Here is a 17897-nt window from a genome sequence, read left to right as displayed (position 1 = left end):
CTCCATCGGATCGCGCCATGGCCATGCTCTGGGTCAAGACCTTTCATATCGTCTTCATCGCTTCCTGGTTTGCCGGATTGTTCTATCTGCCGCGCATCTTCGTGAATCTCGCGCAAACCTCGGACACCGCCGTCCAGGAAACGCTGCTCGGCATGGCGCGCCGCCTCTACCGCTTCACCACGATCCTGGCGGTCGTGGCCATCATTTTTGGCATGTGGCTGTACGTGGGTTACCGCATCGGCGTGGGTCCCGGCAACGGCTGGATGCACGCCAAGCTCTTTTTCGTGCTGCTCGTCATCGGCTACCATCACGCCTGTGGCCTCATGCTGCGCAAATTCGAACAGGGCAAGAACACCCGTTCGCACAAGTTCTATCGCTGGTTCAACGAAGTTCCCGTCTTGCTGCTCTTGGTGGTGGTGGCGCTGGTCGTCGTCAAACCCTTCTGATACCCCTACCTTTGCACATTCGCCAGGATTCGTATGTCCTCTGATGAACAGGACCGCCCGCGCAAGACGCTGACGATCAAGAAAACGGCCCGCGACGCTCAAGCCGAGGGCGCGGCCAAACGCACCCGCACCGGCGCCCGCGCGCGGCTGGTCGCGCAGATCGAGCGCACCCGCGACAACACCGAACGCCAGAAGGACCCCGAGGGCTTCCAGCGGCGCCAGGAAGAAGAGGCTCGCAATGCCCGCCGGCCGTCCGGCGCTGGCCGCGATGCGCCCGCTCGCGGCACGTCGTCGCGTTCGGGGCCGTCGCGGTCTGGGCAGTCACGGCCCGGGCAATCCGAGCGCGGCCAGTACGATCGTGGTCCGTCCGATCGCGGCCAATCCGAGCGTCCCTCGGCGCGCCGTGGCGCGTCCGACCGCCCCCGCGCGGACGACAGCCGCCGCGACGACGCACCCGGCCCGCGCGCCGGACGCACGCCGCAGCGCGCGCCGCGCTTGCGTGACGACCAGTACATTGCCCCGGCGACGCCGGCTGGCCGCTTCTACGATCCGTTCGAAGACGATGGCCCCGCCCCCGAATTCGCGCAAGAACCCGAGCACACCGAAGAATCCGACGACGCGCAGCAATCCGATTTCGCGCACGAAGCCGATGCCGATCGCGACTGGGATGCCCCGCGCGAGCGCGCCGCCCCCCGCGTCGACGTCCGCAGCCGCCGTCCCCGCGAGCCGCGTCAAGCTGAAATCTTCACCGTCTTCGCCCCCTGCCCCCAAGGCCTGGAAGAAGCGCTGACCGCCGAAATGCAGGCGCTCGGCTACGAAGACGCCAAGGCCGGCCGGGCGGGCTGCTCGTTCACGTCGGACTGGTCGGGCATCCAGCGCGCCAACTTGTACTCGCGTCTGGCGACCCGCATTCTGGTGCAGGTGGCGCATGCCGAGATTTCGCACGAAGACGACATCCTGGATCTGGCCCGCGACACCCCCTGGGAACGCTGGTTCGGCGCCGAACAGACGCTGCGCGTGGACACCTCGGCCATCAAGAGCCCGGTGCAGAGCCTGCAATACTGCAATCTGCGCGCCAAGGACGGCATCTGCGACCGCCTGCGCGAGCTTGAAGGCGAACGCCCCAGCATCGACACGGTGCGCCCCGATGCGCGCGTGCACCTTTTCCTGACGGGTCACACGGCCACGCTGTACCTGGACACGTCGGGCGAATCCCTGTTCAAGCGCGGCTGGCGTCTGGACAAGGGCGAAGCGCCGCTGCGCGAAAACCTGGCAGCCGGCATGCTGGCGCTGGCGGGCTGGGATCCGGCCGCGCCGCTCCTGGATCCCTTCTGCGGCTCCGGCACCATCCTGATCGAAGCGGCCTGGATCGCGCTGGGTGTGCCCCCGGGCATCTCGCGCCCCTTCGGATTCGAACGCCTGCGCGATCACGATGCCTACCGCTGGCGCGACCTGAAGGACGACGCCCGGGCCCGCATCCTGCCGCAGCTCGACGCGCCGCTGGTCGGCTACGACCTCAACCCCCTGGCCATCGAATACGCCCGCAACAACGCCGAACGCGCCTGGCTGACCGCCGACTCGATCCGCTTTGAAGTGGGCGATGCCCGCGAAGTGACGGCGCCCGCCGACCATGGCTGGATCGTCACCAACCCGCCCTATGGCGAGCGCATGGGCGCGGAACAGGACGCCGACCTGTGGCGCGACTGGGCCACCTGCCTGAAGCACAATTTCGCGGGATGGGAGCTGCACGTCATCACCAGCGACCTGACGCTGCCCAACCAGATGCGTTTGAAGCCCAAGCGGCGCGTTCCGCTGCATAACGGCGCACTCGATTGCCGCCTGTTCGGCTTCGAGCTGGTGGCCGCCGGCTACCGCGACGCCTGAGCTCGTTGTAAAAGCGCCGCAACATGCGGCGCCTATCTTTGCTTATGGTGCTCCGCCGCGCGGTTTTGGGGCATCATCAGCACCACGGTGTTGCCAAGTTGCACCAGCTTGAATCGGCCTCTTGCATAGTTTCAGGGTAAACCCCTATAATCCGGGTTATCCCTAGTAGCAAACAACTGTGCAAGCCCGTGGAGGCTATTGTGATCAACCCGAACAACACCATTCGCCTGACCGACGAACTCGAGCGTCAACTGATGCTCCAGGCTATCGAAGAACAATTCCGCCCGCATCCGATGCGGGCGTTGGCTGCAGGCCTGCGCAAGCTGGCCCACGGCATCAAGGCTCTGGCCGGCAAGACGAGCGCCAAGAACGCGCACTCCGCTGCCTAAGCTGGACCCAGGCTTCGGCCTAACGGTTTTCCCCTTGGGGGCTGCATAGCCCCTTTTATAGACCCGCCCTTACCGGCGGGTTTTTTTTGCGCGTACGCCGCACCGAAGCGACAGTGGCCAGAATGGCCGCCCCGTCGCCCGGCCGCCCGAAGGCGGGGCAGCCCCCTTGGGGGGCAGCAAGCACGCATCGCGTGCGCGGCGTGGGGGCAACAAGATAGCCGCCCCGTTGCCCGGCCGCCCGAAGGCGGGGCAGCCCCCTCGGGGGGCAGCAAGCACGCATCGCGTGCGCGGCGTGGGGGCAACAAGATAGCCGCCCCGCCGCCCGGCCGCCCGAAGGCGGGGCAGCCCCCTCGGGGGGCAGCAAGCACGCATCGCGTGCGCAGCGTGGGGGCAACGTTTTATGGATAATACGCGTCCATGAATGACGCCCACCTCGACGAAACGCCCAATCGGCTGCGCCGGTTTGCCTGCATGATGTACGAAGCCGTGCTGCTGTTCGGCGTCGTTTTTTTGGCGGGCTATCTGCTCGATACCCTCACCCAAAGCCGCAATGCGCTGGAATTGCGGGCCGCCCGGCAGGCGTGGCTGTTCGTGGCGATCGGCGCCTATTTCGTGCTGTGCTGGCGCCGCCGCGGCCAGACGCTGCCCATGAAGACCTGGAACATCCGGCTGGTGGATCGTCACGGCAACACACCGTCGACCGGCCTGCTGGTCCTGCGCTACATCCTGGCCTGGCCGCTGGTGCTCGCAGGCGCCGCCGTGGTCTGGGGCGCGGCGCTGGCCACCGGCTGGCCGTCCGTGGATATGTTCATCGTTGCGGCCCCCTTTGCCATCTTCATCTGGTCCTGGTTTGATCCGGACGGTCAGTTCCTGCACGACCGGATTCTGGGTACGCGCCTGCGCAACGCGCCGCAGGCCAAGAAGGCGCGCTGACCGGCATGCGGGGCGGCGCGCGGCCGGCATCGCCGTTTGATGCTGGCCAGGCCGCCGGATATTTCGCGCGCCTGTTCAGAAAGATGACAGCCGCACGCCCGGACAATGAGGCCCCATTTAATTTACGGCTTCATTCTCACCATGCGCGCATTCATTTCCCGCCTGTCGCTGGCCCTCGCCAGCGCGCTGTTGTTCCTGCACGCAGGCGCGTCCGCCCAGAACGCATCGGCCCAGCAGGAGATCGAATCCGCCTCCAAGGCCGCGTTCGCCGCCGCCCGGCAAGGTCCGACCGACGTGACGCTGGGCGACCAGGCAACCCTGAAGCTGCCCCAGAATATGTTTTTTGTGCCGCGCCCGCAGGCCGAGCGGTTGATGCAGGCTTACGGCAACGGCAAGGATCCCTCGCTCCTGGGCGTCGTGATGCCCAAGAGCGACGACGAAGACTGGGTCGTCACCGTCAATTTCGACAAGGCCGGCTACATCAAGGACGATGACGCCCGCAACTGGAACGTCAGCGAATTGCTGGACAGCCTGCGCGAAGGCACCGAGGCATCCAACGAGGAACGCAAGAAACGCGGCTTTCCCGAGCTGACGGTGGGCGGCTGGGTGGAGGCGCCCAAGTACGACAGCAACACGCAGCGCCTGGTCTGGTCGGTGGCCGCCAAGCACAAGGGCGCGGCCGCGGAGGAAGACGCCACCGTCAACTACAACACCTACGCGCTGGGCCGCGACGGCTACATCACCCTGGACCTGATCACCGAGAAGAACAAGGTACCCACGGACAAGGCCGCCGTGTTGGCGCTGCTGGACAACCTGCACTACGTGGAAGGCAAGCGCTACGCCGATTTCGACGCCTCGAGCGACAAGGTCGCCGAGTATGGCCTGGCGGCCCTGGTGGCGGGCGTCGCGGCCAAGAAGCTCGGTCTGTTCGCGGTGATCGCGGCTTTCCTGGCCAAGTTCGCCAAAGTCGGCATCCTGGCCGCTGCGGCGCTGGGCGGCGGGCTGTGGAAGCGCCTGAAGGGCAGGAAGGCCACCGGGCAGTCCTGATCCGCTGGATCGGCGGTGCGAGCGCCTCCCTGGCCGCGCGTACCGTCACAACCGCGTCATGGATTCGTCACGCGCGCGTCATCGGTAGGTGGTCTCATTCTCAAGCATGACCACAGCTCACAGGGAAGCGACCGTGAACGAAATCCAACCGACGCACTGGCGCGCCCTGTGGATTTCCGATATTCACCTGGGCACTGCCGGGTGCAAAGCGGAATTCCTGCTTGATTTCCTGGATCACAACGACTCGGACACCCTGTACCTGGTCGGGGACATCGTGGACGGCTGGCAGCTGCGCAAGCACTGGCATTGGCCCCGGGCGCACAACGACATCATCCAGCGCATCCTGCGCAAGGCACGCAACGGCACCCGCGTGGTGTTCATCCCGGGCAACCATGACGAATTTGCCCGCGAGTTCGCCGGTTTCGCCTTTGGCGACATCGAGGTCCTGGACGAGGACGTGCACGTCACCGCCAAGGGGCTGCGCCTGCTCGTGCTGCACGGGGACCAGTTCGACGGCGTCATCCAGCACAGCCGCTGGCTGGCGCACCTGGGCGACGGCCTCTACCAGTTTGCGCTGTGGGTCAACCACCATTTCAACCGCCTGCGCCACCGGCTGGGCATGCATTACTGGTCACTGTCCCAGTATCTGAAGCACAAGGTCAAGAACGCGGTGTCGTTCATCACCGACTTCGAGGAGGCGCTGGCCGGCGAAGCCCGGCGGCGCGGCCTGGATGGCGTGGTCTGCGGCCACATTCACAAGCCCGAGCTGCGCGACGTGGGCGGCATCCTGTACTGCAACGACGGCGACTGGGTCGAAAGCCTCTCGGCGCTCGCGGAGACGCACGACGGCCAGCTTCAGCTTCTGGACTGGGCGGTGCTGCAGGCCGAACGCCAGCGCGATCCGGCCAACCGCCCGCCCCGGTCCCTGACGCTGCCCGCCCTGCCGTCGGCGCTGCGCCGTCAAGGCAAGCACCCGTGATAACCCGTATGCGTCCCCGTTACGCAACGGGGATATTGCAGTTCACGTCCCTCTAGGTCATGCTTGCACCTGAGTAACGGGCGATATGACCCGTTCACGCCGCAACATGCTTACAACATAGGGCCATGAACGACCAATATCAGGCGCTCTACCAATCATTCCGCTGGCTGGTGCCCACCCAGTTCAACATCGCGGAAGCGTGCTGCCACCGCTGGGCATCCAGCAGTCCGGATGCGCGGCGTATTGCCATCTACTACGAAGATGAATCCGGCAACCGCGAGGTCTGGACCTTCGCCCGTCTGGCGGAAGCCGCCAATCAACTGGCCAACGGCCTGGTGAAAATGGGCGTGGGCAAAGGCGACCGGGTCGGTGTGGTTTTGGGGCAACGCCCTGAAACCGTGGTTGCCCACATGGCCATCTACAGCGTGGGCGCGGTGGTCCTGCCCCTGTCGGCGCTCTTCGGGCCCGAGGCGCTGCAAAGCCGCCTTTGCGATGCCGAAGCCCGCGTCGCCATCGTCGACCACGCCTCCAGCGCCAATCTGCTGGCCGTCACCGAACACTGTCCTGCCCTGCAGCAGGTCATCGGCATCGGCTTCGCTGACGAACGCGTGCTGCCGTGGCGCAGCCTGCTGGCCCGCCAGCCCAACGAATTCAAGGCCGTGCCGACCCGCTCGTCGGATCCGGCCATTCTGCTCTACACCTCCGGCACCACCGGCGCCCCCAAGGGCGCGCTGCTGCCCCACAGCGTGCTGATCGGCAACCTGCCGGGCTTCGTGGCCTCGCAGGACTGGTTTCCCAAGCCCGCCGACGTGTTCTGGTCACCCGCGGACTGGGCCTGGACCGGCGGCATGATGGACGCCCTGCTGCCCACGCTGTACTTCGGTCACCCCATCGTCGGCACGCGCGGGCGCTTCTCCGTGGAACGCGCCTTCGAGCTGCTGGAACGCTATCAGGTCACCAATACGTTCCTGTTCCCCACCGCGCTGAAGATGATGATGAAGGCGGTGCCGGAACCCCGCCAGCGCTACCAGCTTGCCCTGCGTTCCATCATGAGCGCGGGCGAAAGCGTGGGCGAGACGGTATTCGACTGGTGCCAGACGGCGCTGGGTGTGACGCCCAACGAAATGTTCGGCCAGACCGAAATGAATTATGTGGTGGGCAACAGCAACAAGCGCTGGCCGGCCAAGCCCGGTTCCATGGGCCGCCCGTATCCCGGCCACAACGTGGCGGTGCTGGACGACGACGGCGCGCCTGTCGCGCCGGGCGCCACAGGCGAGATCGCGGTCAACCGGCTGGACATCCACGGCTTCCCCGACCCCGTGATGTTCCTGGGCTACTGGCGCAACGAGGCCGCCACGCTGGCCAAGTTCAAGGGCGACTGGTGCCTGACCGGCGACCTTGCCACGGTCGATGAGGACGGTTACCTCTGGTATGCCGGCCGCGCCGATGACGTGTTCAAGTCGGCCGGCTACCGGATCGGCCCCGGAGAAATCGAAAGCTGCCTGGTCGGCCACCCGGCCGTGGCCAATGCCGCGGTGGTGCCCAAGCCGGACGCCGAGCGCGGCGCGGTGGTCAAGGCCTTCGTGGTGCTAACGCCGGAATTTGCCCACCGGGACCGCAGCGACATCACCGAAAACCTGCAGGAACACGTGCGCGAGCGCCTGGCGCCGTACGAATACCCAAAGGAAATCGAATACGTGGACGAACTGCCCATGACCACCACGGGCAAGATCCAGCGGCGCATCCTGCGGCTGCGCGAAGAAGAACGCGCGCAGGCCAGCGCGCCCCAGACCGACGTTGGCGCGCCCGTTGCCGCCCCGGCGCCGACAACGGAGACATAGCATGGCCATCTACCAGCTCAATGACCTGATTCCCCGCATCGACCCGCAGGCCTACGTGGCGGACAGCGCCGACATCATCGGCAACGTCACGCTGGAGGCCGGCGTCAGCATCTGGTCGCACGTATCGATCCGCGGCGACAACGACGCCATCCTGATCCGCGAAGGCACCAACATCCAGGAATCCAGCGTCCTGCACGTGGACTCGGGCTGTCCCATGACCATCGGCCCGAACGTCACCGTCGGCCACCAGGCCATGCTGCATGGCTGTACCATCCACGAAGGCGCCCTGGTCGGCATGCAGGCCATTGTCCTGAACAACGCCGTCATCGGCCGCAACTGCCTGATCGGCGCCGGGGCCATCATCCCCGAGGACCGCATCATTCCGGACAATTCGCTGGTCATCGGCATCGGCAAGATCGTGCGGGAGCTGTCCGCCGAGGAAATCGCCAACCTGCACAAGAACACCGCCCATTACGTGGCGCGCGGCCAACAGTACAAGACGGCCTTGAAGCGTCTGGGCTGACGGCCTGGGCGCCTTCCTGGCGCCCCGGCAACGGCCGCAACCCCTCTGCCAGCAGGGGGAATACCCCCCTGCGATCGGCTAACATTCCGCTATGACCGATCAGCTCAAAAAATACCTTACCGAAGACCGCAGCGTCCGCGTCCAAGCGGTGCGCCTGTCTGACACCTGGAAGGCCGTGCAGGCCAACCACGACTACCCGCCCGCCATCACCAACCTGCTCGGTGAACTGGTGGCGGCATCCACGCTGCTCGCCGCCAACATCAAGTTCGATGGTTCGCTGGTGCTCCAGATCCAGGGAGACGGCCCCATCGCCCTGCTGGTGGTGGACTGCCGCTCGGATCTCAGCCTGCGCGCCACCGTCAAGATGCGCGAAGGCCACGAGGTGCCCACCACCGGCGACATGCAAAGCCTGTTGAATCCCGGCGGCAATGGGCGCTTCATTGTCGTGCTGGACCCGCAGCGCAAGCTGCCCGGCCAGCAGGCCTATCAAGGCATCGTGCCGCTCGAAGGCAGTACCGTCGCCGAGGCCCTGCAGCACTACATGAAGGCCTCCGAGCAACTCGATACGCGCCTGTGGCTGTCCGCCAACGCCGACCACGCGGCGGGCATGCTGGTCCAGCGCCTGCCGCACCACGGCGGCGGAGAAACGGACCTCGCCCTGACCGAGCAGGTCGCTGCCGAGACCTGGGAACGCATCAACGCCCTGGCCGGCACGCTCAAGCGCGACGAAATCCTGGCCACCGACATCGACACGCTGATTCACCGCCTGTTCTGGGAAGAAACGCTCATCGCCTTCGACCCGCAGTCCGTGAGCTGGCACTGTCCGTGCACGCGCGAGCGCGTGGCCAACATGCTGCGCTCGCTGGGCGAAGCCGAAGTCAACAGCATCCTGGAAGAGCGCGGGCAGGTCGACGTGGCCTGCGATTTCTGCGGCAAGCCCTACAAGTTCGATACGGTCGACTGCGCGGCGCTGTTCTCGGCGAACCAGACGCCCTCCGGAGAAGAACCTCCCACCGTGCATTGATGCGTCCCGGCGGCAAGCCCGCCGGAATGGTTTTGTCACGCCGGATTGTCCTCATCGACAGGCGGTCATGAGCGCGCCACACTGAGCAGCCATGACCGCCTTTATTTTTCCTTACGACTTACGCTGCACCCGCACGCAGCACGGGGCCGCTGCCATCGAGTTCGCCGTGGCCGGCGCCATCGTGCTGCTGCTGGGCCTGCTCTGCGTCGACGCCGCGCGGTGGCACGGCGCGCGCCAGATGGCGCACCTGGCGCTGATGGAAGCGGCTCGCGCCGGCGCCACGAGCCACGGCGACCCGGCCCGCCTGCGCGCTGCCTTCCTGCAGGCACTGCTGCCGCTGCATTCAAACGCCAACGGCCCGGCCGGAGCCATGGAGCGGCGGGATGGCGCAATGACAGAACTGAAGACGTTGACGGGGGCTCCACCCTGGCGCATTGAGGTACTGCGGCCGGACGAGCAGTCGTTCCGCGAGCACGCACGCCCAGGCCTGAAGGTGGCTGCCGCGCCCGGATTGCGGGCCATCGACAACGGCTACCAGGATCTGCAACATGCCCGCCGCCCGCCGCGCCCGGGCGGCCAGGATATCTTCCAGGCCAACACGCTCAAGCTGCGGCTGACCTATCTGCACAAACCGCTGCTGCCGCCGTTGCGGGCCCTGCTGGTCATGTTGGGACGGCAGGATGGCAGCTACGCCGGCCACGCGCTGACCAAAGGCCTGCTGCCCATCGTGGTGGAGCTGGAACACGAAATGCACACGCATCCGGTGGACTGGGCGCGCAAGCATCCCTTTCCGGAAGGGGTGATGTATGGCGAGTGCCGGCAGTTGCGTTGCGGTCCCGAGTAGGCCGAGCCGCTACCCGGTCAAAAAAAACCGCCGGGCATCACTGCCGGGCGGTGGAATTGGAATTATTGGTGCCGGCTGTGCCGGCGGGTCTGGCGGGCGTTGCCGCCGCAGGCCGGGGGGTGGCCCCTGTCGAAGCAGGCCGGGTCGTGGGTGCGGCCGACGCAGGCCGGGCAGCCGGCGCGTTCGCGCGCGCGGGAGTGCCGGTGACGCCAGGCTTGGGCGGCGCTTCCGCGGAAAGCGAGGCGCCGGCGGGAGGCTGGGTATTCTGGGGCAGGATGTGCACGAACACTTCGCCATCGCGCATCATGCCCAGTTCCCCGCGCGCCCGTTCCTCGATGGCGCCCGATCCGCCTTCCAGATCCCGCACTTCGGCTTCCAGGGCGGCGTTGCGCGCGCGCAGGCCTTCATTGGTCTCGCGCTGCTCAGCCACCTGGCGTTGCAGATCCCAGACCTTGAACCAGCCGCCCTTACCCAGCCACAGCGGGTATTGGATCAGGCCTAGCAGCACGAACAGCACCAGGAACAACAGGCGCATACGCGGGAACCTCAACTGTCGTGGCGTGGATGCGGCCCGGGCAAAACGCCGGGGCCGCGCTTCTTATCAACGCAGGTTGTAGAAAGCTTCCAGGCCGGGGTACGACGCCACTTCAGCCAGCTCTTCTTCGATGCGCAGGAGCTGGTTGTACTTGGCCATGCGATCCGAGCGCGACAGCGAGCCGGTCTTGATCTGCATCGCGTTGGTCGCCACGGCGATGTCGGCGATGGTCGAGTCTTCGGTTTCGCCCGAACGGTGCGACACGACGGCGGTGTAACCGGCGCGCTTGGCCATTTCGATGGCGGCAAACGTTTCGGTCAGCGTGCCGATCTGGTTGATCTTGATGAGGATCGAGTTGGCGACGCCCTTCTGGATGCCTTCACGCAGGATCTTGGTGTTGGTGACGAACAGGTCGTCGCCCACCAGCTGAACCTTCTTGCCGAGCTGGTCGGTCAGGAGCTTCCAGCCTTCCCAGTCGTTTTCGGCCATGCCGTCTTCGATGGAGATGATCGGGTACTTGTCGCACCACGTGGCCAGGAGGTTCGTGAACTCTTGCGAGGACAGCGAGATGCCGCCTTCGCCGGCCAGCGTGTACTTGCCGTCGCGGTAGAACTCGGAGCTGGCGCAGTCCAGGCCCAGGGCGATCTGCGTGCCCGGCTCGTAGCCGGCTTCGGTGATGGCCTTCAGGATGAGCTGGATGGCGGCTTCGTGGCTGGGAACGTTGGGCGCGAAACCGCCCTCGTCGCCCACGGCGGTGGACATGCCCTGGCCGTGGATCAGCTTCTTGAGCATGTGGAAGACTTCAGCGCCCCAGCGCAGGGCTTCGCGGAAGCTGCCGGCGCCCACCGGCAGGATCATCAGTTCCTGCAGGTCGAGGGTGTTGTTGGCGTGCGCGCCGCCGTTGATGACGTTCATCATCGGGACGGGCATGCTCATGGGGCCGCTGCCGCCAAAGTAGCGATACAGGGACAGGCCCGATTCGTCGGCGGCGGCGCGGGCCACGGCCATGCTGGCTGCCAGGATGGCGTTGGCGCCCAGGCGTTCCTTGGACTCGGTGCCGTCCAGTTCGATCAGGGTGCGATCGACGAACGTCTGTTCCTGGGCGTCCAGGCCCATCAGGGCTTCGGAGATTTCGGTATTGAGGTTTTCAACGGCGCGCAGCACGCCCTTGCCCAGATAACGGCCCTTGTCGCCGTCGCGCAGCTCAATGGCTTCGCGGGCGCCGGTGGATGCGCCCGACGGCACGGCCGCACGGCCCATGGCGCCGGATTCCAGCAGCACATCGCATTCCACGGTGGGGTTGCCGCGCGAATCCAGAATCTCGCGGCCGATGATGTCGACGATTGCACTCATGACTTTACATTCCCTGAACGATAAACATATTCATGACGGCCGCGCCTTCGCGGGCATTGCGGGCACGGCGGTACTGCCAGGAGTCGTAGAACGCCTGCGCCGCGGCCATGGACGGAAATTCCATGACCACGGTGCGGCCGGGTTCACGTCCCTCAAGGTGCTTGGATTCGCCGCCGCGCACCAGGATCTTGGCATCGTACGCGCGCATGGCGAGCGTGGACAGACGCTTGTAGTCCTCGTACTGCGCGGGCTTGGTCACTTTGACGTCGGCGATGAGATAAGCACTCATGGGGTTCCTTCAGAGCAGTTGCGTTGATGGGGGCTGACGCCGGATACGGCGCCGCCGCCAGTGTCGCGCAAGGCGCACGGGCGACGCATATCCGATGCTAATCGGTTGTATCCGAAAGAAGCGCCGCCGTATAGGGCGGCGCTGGGGAATCGGCCCGCGGCCCCGAGGATCCGCTTACGGAACTCAGGACCGCGGACGCGCATCAGGCCTCCTGGCCGCGGCGAGCCTTCTGCTCGATGGCGGCGCGGATATAGCTGGAGAACAGCGGATGGCCGTCGCGCGGGGTGGACGTGAACTCCGGGTGGAACTGGACGCCGACGAACCACGGGTGGTTGGGCAGTTCCATCATTTCGGGCAGGTTCTCGGTCGGCGTGCGGGCGCTGATCACCATGCCGGATTCTTCCAGGCGCGGCACGTAGACGTTGTTGACCTCGTAGCGATGGCGGTGACGTTCGTTCACTTCGTCGCCGTAGATGGTCTGCGCGCGGGTGCCGGCCTTGATCGGCACGCGTTGCGCGCCCTTGCGCATGGTGCCGCCCAGGTCGGACGAGTTGTCGCGCTTTTCGACCTTGCCTTCGCGGTCCATCCACTCGGTGATGAGTGCAACCACCGGGTGCGGTGCGGACGGATCGAATTCCGTGCTGTTGGCGCCGCCCAGACCGGCGACGTGACGGGCGAATTCGATGACCGCCAGCTGCATGCCCAGGCAGATGCCCAGGTACGGCACGCCGTTTTCACGGGCGTAGCGAATGGCGGCGATCTTGCCCTCGGTGCCGCGCTTGCCGAAGCCGCCCGGAACCAGGATGGCGTCCAGGTGCTTCAACTGGTCGGTGCCGCGGGTTTCGATGTCTTCCGAGTCGATGTACTCGATGTTGATCTTCGAGCGCGTGTGGATGCCGGCGTGCACCAGGGCTTCCGTCAGCGACTTGTACGACTCGGTCAGGTCGACGTACTTGCCGACCATGCCGATGGTGAGCTGGTGCTCGGGATGTTCCAGCGCCTCGACCAGGTTGTCCCACATGGACAGGTCGGCCGGCGGCGGGGTCAGGCCCAGGGCTTCGCAGACGATGTTGTCCACGCCTTGCTTGTGCAGCATGGCGGGGATCTTGTAGATGGAGTCGGCGTCCCAGACGGAAATGACCGCGTCCAGGGGCACGTTCGAGAACATCGAGATCTTGGCGCGCTCGTCGTCCGGAATGCGACGGTCGGCGCGGCACAGCAGCGCGTTCGGGTAGATGCCGATTTCGCGCAGCTTCTGCACCGAGTGCTGCGTGGGTTTGGTCTTCAGTTCGCCGGCGGAGGCGATGAAGGGCACGAGCGTCAGGTGCACGAAGGCCGCGTTGTTGCGGCCCATGCGCAGGCTCATCTGGCGGGCGGCCTCGAGGAACGGCAGCGACTCGATGTCGCCGACCGTGCCGCCGATTTCGACGATGGCAACGTCGGTGTTGCCATTCCAGCCGGCTTCGGCGCCACGAGCGATGAAGTCCTGGATTTCGTTCGTGATGTGCGGAATGACCTGGACAGTCTTGCCCAGGTAGTCGCCACGGCGCTCCTTGCGCAGCACGGATTCGTAGATCTGGCCGGTGGTGAAGTTGTTCACCTTGTGCATGCGAGCGGAAATGAAGCGCTCGTAGTGGCCCAGATCCAGGTCGGTTTCGGCGCCGTCTTCAGTGACGAACACTTCACCGTGCTGGAAGGGGCTCATCGTGCCCGGATCGACGTTGATGTAGGGGTCGAGCTTCAGCATGGTGACCTGCAAACCACGCGACTCGAGGATGGCAGCAAGCGACGCAGCGGCGATGCCCTTGCCCAGGGAAGACACCACACCGCCGGTGACAAATACGTATTTGGTCATCGTAATGAGCACCCGGGACGAGCGGGCGCGTGCGGGAAATTTGGATTATAGCCGGGCGGCGCGACTTGTTTGGGTTTTCCCCTAGCGCCGTGCGGGTAACAATTGGCTGCACTCGGCAAGGACCTTGCACGAGTCGCGCGGGGCGGCCGTGCTATGGTCGCTCCCTATTTTTGAACCGCTGCCCTCGCGGCCGCGCCCCTCCGTCCTTTGCCCCTGCGCCGATGACCGACTCTTCCCGCCCTGCCTATTCCCTTGCCTGGCGCATCGCCGTCGCCGCCGTCCTGCTTCGGCTGGCGTATACCGCGCTGGTGCAGGCCTACACGTTGATGACGCCGTTGCCTTACGGGGATCAGATCCGCGCAAGCTACATGCAGCCGCCGGTGCTGGCCCCGCTGCTGGCCACCCTGGTGTCGACCCTGCTGGTCGTGGGCCTGACCGCCTGGTGCGCAACGCGCCAGTGGCTCGCCCGGCATGATGCCGCGACCGTGAATCAGCCCGGCAGGATGCTGGCGACGTTCCTGGCCCTGCAGGCGCTTTACACGCTGTGCCTGTCCAGCGGCGTAGGCATTGCGCAGAACGTGCTCATGATCGGCACGCTCAAGGGCGGCTCCTGGCTCGAGGAAGCGTTCGGTCTGGGCATCGTGGGCCGGTCCATCGCCATCAACCTGATGATCCGCGCCGTCACGATCGTGCTGGAGGTCGTCGGCATCTGGGTGGCGCTACGCATTGCCGCGTGGACGGCGGGCCCCGCCAGCCCCGGCGCCGACATGACGCTGACGCGGCGGCATGTGGCATGGATCTGCGGTCTGACCGTCCTGATCTGGCAGACCAGCGTCTCCATCATGCTCGGCGGCTTTTTGCAGATGCAGACGCTGGAAGCGGGATGGGCCGAGTACGCGCTGGGCTATTGGGTGTTGCCCATCGTGCTGCTGGCGCTGGTCGTAATCGTGTGCCTGAAGGTGCTGCCCCGCCCGTTTGAACGTCCCGGCATCGGCCTCGCCGTCGCGCTGGGCAGCCTTGCGTTCTGGTTCGCCCAGGTGCTGGGCCTCGGCCTGGGGTTCGTCGTCCTCAAGTCCATGACCTGGGACCAGCTCGCATGGGCCGCCCAATCGCCGGCGGCCGCCGCCCTGGTGCTGCTGGCCTACGGCGCGTTGCTGTCGCTGGGTTGCCTCGTGGCCGCGCGCATGCTCCACCGCAATCAAGGCGAGTCCGCACGATAGACCCAGCGGCGCGCCATGAAAAAAAGGCCACGGCGTCATGCGCCGTGGCCTTTTGCATTGCGCCGGCGCCGCCGGCAATGAGGCTATGTCAGATCGCCGCGCAACGCAGCGTCAGCCACGCCAGCGCTTCGCCCTCGACCAGCGGCGACAGGCGCTCGAACACCGTCTTGTGATAGTCGTTCAGCCAGTCGATCTCGTCTTCGCGCATCAGCGAAGGCTCGATGCAACGCGTGTCGATCGGGCACATCGTCAGCGTTTCGAAGCACAGGAATTCACCCAGCTCCGAGGTCAGCCAGCTGCGGTTGGCGACCAGGTTCTCGATGCGCACGCCCCAGCGGCCCGGACGGTAGATGCCCGGCTCGTTGGACGTGATCATGCCCGGTTCCATGGCCGTGTGCGGGCCCGGCATCGCGCGGTACGAGATGACCTGCGGGCCTTCGTGCACGTTCAGGAAATAGCCCACGCCGTGGCCCGTGCCGTGGCCGTATTCCGCGCCGCCTTCCCAGATGGGCGCGCGCGCGATGGCGTCCAGCATCGGCGACGGCGTGCCGCGCGGGAACGACGCGCGCGAAAGCGCGATCATGCCCTTGAGCACCAGCGTGAAATCGACTTTCTGGTCCGCGCTGGGCGTGCCCACCGCCACCACGCGCGTGATGTCGGTGGTGCCGCCCCGGTACTGGCCGCCCGAGTCGATGAGCAGCAGGCCGTCGCCTTCGATCGTGGCGTGCGATTCGGGCGTGGCGCGGTAATGCGGCATCGCGCCGTTGGCGTTGAAGCCCGCAATGGTGGCGAAGCTGGGGCAGACGTAGGCGGGACGGCGCGCGCGGGCGGCCGTGATCTGCTCGTCGATGGTCAGCTCGGTGATGGTTTCCTTGCCCAGCGCGCCTTCGAACCAGGAGAAGAACTCGCACAGCGCGGCGCCGTCCTGCGCCATTGCCTGGCGCACGTTGGCAAGCTCGGCGTCGGTCTTGCGCGACTTGAGCAGCGTTGACGGGTTGATGGCTTCCACGCGCGGCACCGCGGGGTCCATGGCATGGAACACGCCGCAGGTGACGCGGGCCGGATCGATCAGCAGCTTCTGGTCCTGTTCCAGCGAGGCCAGCGCGTCCGCCGCCTGGGCATAGTCCGCCACTTCGACGCCGTCGGCGGCCAGGATGGCGCGCAGGCCGTCGTCGATCTTGCCGTCGGCAACGAAGAGCGTGGCGTGGTCCAGGCCCAGCAGCGCGTGGGCGACGAAGACCGGGTTGTAATCCACGTCCGCGCCGCGCAGGTTGAACAACCAGGCGATGTCGTCGAGCGTCGAAATGAAATGCACATCGGCGCCGTGCTTGCGCATGGCGTCGCGCACCTGCGTCAGCTTGTCCGCGCGGGTCACGCAGGCTTCGGGGGCCACGTGTTCGTAGATTTTGGCGTCCGGCAGGCCCGCGCGATCGGTCCAGACCTCGTCCAGCAGGTCTTCGCGGATTTCCAGCACGGCGCCGGACGTGGCCGCGGCGGCGGACAAGGCGCGGAAGGCGCCCAGGCCCAGCACCTGGCCATCGACCCCGATGACGTCGCCCGCGCCGGTGTTGGCGGCCAGCCAGTCGACGTGCCCCGGCGTCGACGCCAGCGCGATTTTCATCAACTGCACGCCGGTGCCGGCAAGCTGCGCTTCGGCCTGCACCCAGTAGCGGCTATCCACCCACAGGCCGGCGAAGTCCGCCGTGACCACCAGCGTGCCCACCGAGCCCGTGAAGCCCGACAGCCAGCGCCGTCCCTGCCAGCGGGACGGCAGGTATTCGGACAGGTGCGGGTCCGAGGAAGGAACGACATAGGCGGTCAGACCGCGGCGGCTCATGGCCTGCCGCAATTGGGCAATACGGGCGTCGGTGCTAGACATGGGAGATCGGATCCTTAGCGCAACATGAAAGACATGGCGCCCAGGCTGTTCAGCGTACGGATGGCGGACTGCATGCTATCCGTGGTGAATCGCAAGGTGACGCCGTCCACGCGTTCGAGCGTGGGCCACATGCAGAACAGGTCGGCCAGCGCCGCGCTCTGCGTCTGCAACCGGCATTCTATAGGCGCGGGAATGACGAAAGGAACGGCTTTCTTGTCCCCGCCGCGCTTGAAATTGCGCACGGCGGTTTCGGCGGCCGCCGCAATCGCGCGGCGCGACGCGGCGGGCGACAGCGTGATGCCGCTGCCCTGCCCGTGCGCGACCTTGGTCTGCACCCACTCGGCGCCGGGGAAGGTGTTGCGGGTTTCCTCGATGAACACGTCGTCGCCGGTGCCCAGGATGACGGGCACGCCCAATTCGCCCGCCAGCGCGCCGTACAGGCCCGCTTCGCCCAGTTCCATGCCGTTGATGACGACGCGCGCGAACGCGAAGCTGTTGATGGTGTGGGCCAGAATGCCGCGTCCTTGCGAGCGCGAGTGGTAGCCGATCATGAAGACGGCGTCGCACGCCTCTTCCAGCCCGCCCATCATGCCCAGGTAACGCGGCTTGCCCAGCACCAGGCGGGCGCGCTCGTCCAGGCCGTCGGGCAGCAGGTTGCGAAAGCCGCCGTGCGAATCGTTGACCAGAATCTCTTCGGCGCCGCCCGCGATGGCGCCCTGCACGGCCGCGTTGGCCTCGGCCGTCATCCAGGCTCGGGCGCGCTCGTATTCGCCGTTGCCGGCACGGACCTGCTCGGGGTGAAAGACGCCGGCGACGCCTTCGATATCGGTGGAAATCAGGATCTTCATGAGTGGGC

At 66.3% G+C, this 17897-nt stretch carries 16 protein-coding genes and 1 pseudogene; 11 read left to right on the top strand and 6 right to left on the bottom strand.

Annotated elements, in window-relative coordinates:
- The first annotated feature begins 17 nt into the window (after positions 1–17).
- The 10 genes from CLM73_RS06830 to CLM73_RS06785 all read left to right on the top strand — a co-directional run bounded on the left by CLM73_RS06830 (position 18) and on the right by CLM73_RS06785 (position 9910).
- Positions 18–446, top strand: a complete 429-nt coding sequence (locus CLM73_RS06830) for a CopD family protein (protein ID WP_175122899.1) — start codon at positions 18–20, stop codon at positions 444–446.
- A gap of 495 nt (positions 447–941) precedes the next feature.
- Positions 942–2330, top strand: a complete 1389-nt coding sequence (locus CLM73_RS06825; RefSeq protein WP_325048267.1) for a class I SAM-dependent RNA methyltransferase — start codon at positions 942–944, stop codon at positions 2328–2330.
- Between the two features lie 200 nt (positions 2331–2530).
- Positions 2531–2719, top strand: a complete 189-nt coding sequence (locus CLM73_RS06820; RefSeq protein ID WP_008161862.1) for a hypothetical protein — start codon at positions 2531–2533, stop codon at positions 2717–2719.
- Positions 2720–3136: 417 nt separating this feature from the next.
- Entirely contained in the window at positions 3137–3652 is a 516-nt protein-coding gene (locus CLM73_RS06815) for an RDD family protein (protein ID WP_105237840.1), read from the top strand.
- A gap of 141 nt (positions 3653–3793) precedes the next feature.
- Positions 3794–4699, top strand: coding sequence for a DUF2167 domain-containing protein (locus tag CLM73_RS06810; protein ID WP_105237839.1), 906 nt, complete (start codon positions 3794–3796; stop codon positions 4697–4699).
- Positions 4700–4805: 106 nt separating this feature from the next.
- Positions 4806–5678 carry a UDP-2,3-diacylglucosamine diphosphatase gene (locus CLM73_RS06805; RefSeq protein ID WP_105237838.1) on the top strand — a complete coding sequence of 291 codons (873 nt, stop codon included), beginning with the start codon at positions 4806–4808 and terminating at the stop codon, positions 5676–5678.
- A gap of 125 nt (positions 5679–5803) precedes the next feature.
- The gene (locus CLM73_RS06800) at positions 5804–7519 is read left to right on the top strand and encodes an acyl-CoA synthetase (protein ID WP_105237837.1); all 1716 of its coding nucleotides are present in this window, start codon (positions 5804–5806) and stop codon (positions 7517–7519) included.
- 1 nt (position 7520) lies between these two features.
- Positions 7521–8042 carry a gamma carbonic anhydrase family protein gene (locus tag CLM73_RS06795; protein ID WP_105237836.1) on the top strand — a complete coding sequence of 174 codons (522 nt, stop codon included), beginning with the start codon at positions 7521–7523 and terminating at the stop codon, positions 8040–8042.
- A 91-nt stretch (positions 8043–8133) separates the two neighbouring features.
- Positions 8134–9066 carry an Hsp33 family molecular chaperone HslO gene (gene hslO, locus CLM73_RS06790; RefSeq protein WP_105237835.1) on the top strand — a complete coding sequence of 311 codons (933 nt, stop codon included), beginning with the start codon at positions 8134–8136 and terminating at the stop codon, positions 9064–9066.
- Positions 9067–9157: 91 nt separating this feature from the next.
- Entirely contained in the window at positions 9158–9910 is a 753-nt protein-coding gene (locus CLM73_RS06785) for a TadE/TadG family type IV pilus assembly protein (protein WP_105237834.1), read from the top strand.
- Between the two features lie 187 nt (positions 9911–10097).
- On the opposite strand, the pseudogene ftsB reads toward CLM73_RS06785, so the two are convergent.
- From ftsB to CLM73_RS06760, 4 genes and pseudogenes are all read right to left on the bottom strand, one after another.
- Positions 10098–10445 (bottom strand): annotated as a pseudogene (gene ftsB, locus CLM73_RS06780) (cell division protein FtsB); the annotation flags it as partial.
- Positions 10446–10511: 66 nt separating this feature from the next.
- Positions 10512–11798: a phosphopyruvate hydratase gene (gene eno, locus CLM73_RS06775; RefSeq protein WP_054429546.1), complete on the bottom strand. Its 1287-nt coding sequence runs from the start codon at positions 11796–11798 to the stop codon at positions 10512–10514.
- A 4-nt stretch (positions 11799–11802) separates the two neighbouring features.
- The gene (locus CLM73_RS06770) at positions 11803–12087 is read right to left on the bottom strand and encodes a DUF1330 domain-containing protein (RefSeq protein ID WP_056322046.1); all 285 of its coding nucleotides are present in this window, start codon (positions 12085–12087) and stop codon (positions 11803–11805) included.
- A 202-nt stretch (positions 12088–12289) separates the two neighbouring features.
- The gene (locus CLM73_RS06760) at positions 12290–13942 is read right to left on the bottom strand and encodes a CTP synthase (protein ID WP_056567903.1); all 1653 of its coding nucleotides are present in this window, start codon (positions 13940–13942) and stop codon (positions 12290–12292) included.
- 221 nt (positions 13943–14163) lie between these two features.
- Between CLM73_RS06760 and CLM73_RS06755 the strand changes: the two genes are divergently transcribed.
- Positions 14164–15162, top strand: a complete 999-nt coding sequence (locus tag CLM73_RS06755) for a hypothetical protein (protein ID WP_105237831.1) — start codon at positions 14164–14166, stop codon at positions 15160–15162.
- 88 nt (positions 15163–15250) lie between these two features.
- On the opposite strand, the gene CLM73_RS06750 is transcribed toward CLM73_RS06755, so the two are convergent.
- Together CLM73_RS06750 and CLM73_RS06745 are read right to left on the bottom strand one after the other, a co-directional pair.
- Positions 15251–17041, bottom strand: a complete 1791-nt coding sequence (locus CLM73_RS06750; RefSeq protein WP_105237830.1) for an aminopeptidase P family protein — start codon at positions 17039–17041, stop codon at positions 15251–15253.
- A 14-nt stretch (positions 17042–17055) separates the two neighbouring features.
- Positions 17056–17889 (bottom strand): M55 family metallopeptidase, encoded by an 834-nt coding sequence (locus CLM73_RS06745; protein WP_105237829.1) that lies wholly within the window; start codon positions 17887–17889, stop codon positions 17056–17058.
- Between the last annotated feature and the right edge of the window lie 8 nt (positions 17890–17897).

Origin of the sequence: Achromobacter spanius (genome assembly GCF_002966795.1) — a bacterium.
Classification (GTDB): Bacteria; Pseudomonadota; Gammaproteobacteria; order Burkholderiales; family Burkholderiaceae_B; genus Achromobacter; species Achromobacter spanius_D.
The sequence above is the reverse complement of the archived record's forward strand: the minus strand, read 5'-3'. Positions and strand labels throughout refer to the sequence as shown.

Excerpts from the sequence above, each read along its gene's own strand:
- CLM73_RS06830 (WP_175122899.1), top strand. The coding sequence starts at position 18 with ATGGCCATGCTCTGGGTCAAGACCTTTCATATCGTCTTCATCGCTTCC.
- CLM73_RS06815 (WP_105237840.1), top strand. The coding sequence starts at position 3,137 with ATGAATGACGCCCACCTCGACGAAACGCCCAATCGGCTGCGCCGGTTT.
- CLM73_RS06810 (WP_105237839.1), top strand. The coding sequence starts at position 3,794 with ATGCGCGCATTCATTTCCCGCCTGTCGCTGGCCCTCGCCAGCGCGCTG.
- CLM73_RS06805 (WP_105237838.1), top strand. The coding sequence starts at position 4,806 with ATGACCACAGCTCACAGGGAAGCGACCGTGAACGAAATCCAACCGACG.
- CLM73_RS06800 (WP_105237837.1), top strand. The coding sequence starts at position 5,804 with ATGAACGACCAATATCAGGCGCTCTACCAATCATTCCGCTGGCTGGTG.
- CLM73_RS06795 (WP_105237836.1), top strand. The coding sequence starts at position 7,521 with ATGGCCATCTACCAGCTCAATGACCTGATTCCCCGCATCGACCCGCAG.
- hslO (WP_105237835.1), top strand. The coding sequence starts at position 8,134 with ATGACCGATCAGCTCAAAAAATACCTTACCGAAGACCGCAGCGTCCGC.
- CLM73_RS06785 (WP_105237834.1), top strand. The coding sequence starts at position 9,158 with ATGACCGCCTTTATTTTTCCTTACGACTTACGCTGCACCCGCACGCAG.
- eno (WP_054429546.1), bottom strand. The coding sequence starts at position 11,798 with ATGAGTGCAATCGTCGACATCATCGGCCGCGAGATTCTGGATTCGCGC.
- CLM73_RS06770 (WP_056322046.1), bottom strand. The coding sequence starts at position 12,087 with ATGAGTGCTTATCTCATCGCCGACGTCAAAGTGACCAAGCCCGCGCAG.
- CLM73_RS06760 (WP_056567903.1), bottom strand. The coding sequence starts at position 13,942 with ATGACCAAATACGTATTTGTCACCGGCGGTGTGGTGTCTTCCCTGGGC.
- CLM73_RS06755 (WP_105237831.1), top strand. The coding sequence starts at position 14,164 with ATGACCGACTCTTCCCGCCCTGCCTATTCCCTTGCCTGGCGCATCGCC.
- CLM73_RS06750 (WP_105237830.1), bottom strand. The coding sequence starts at position 17,041 with ATGTCTAGCACCGACGCCCGTATTGCCCAATTGCGGCAGGCCATGAGC.
- CLM73_RS06745 (WP_105237829.1), bottom strand. The coding sequence starts at position 17,889 with ATGAAGATCCTGATTTCCACCGATATCGAAGGCGTCGCCGGCGTCTTT.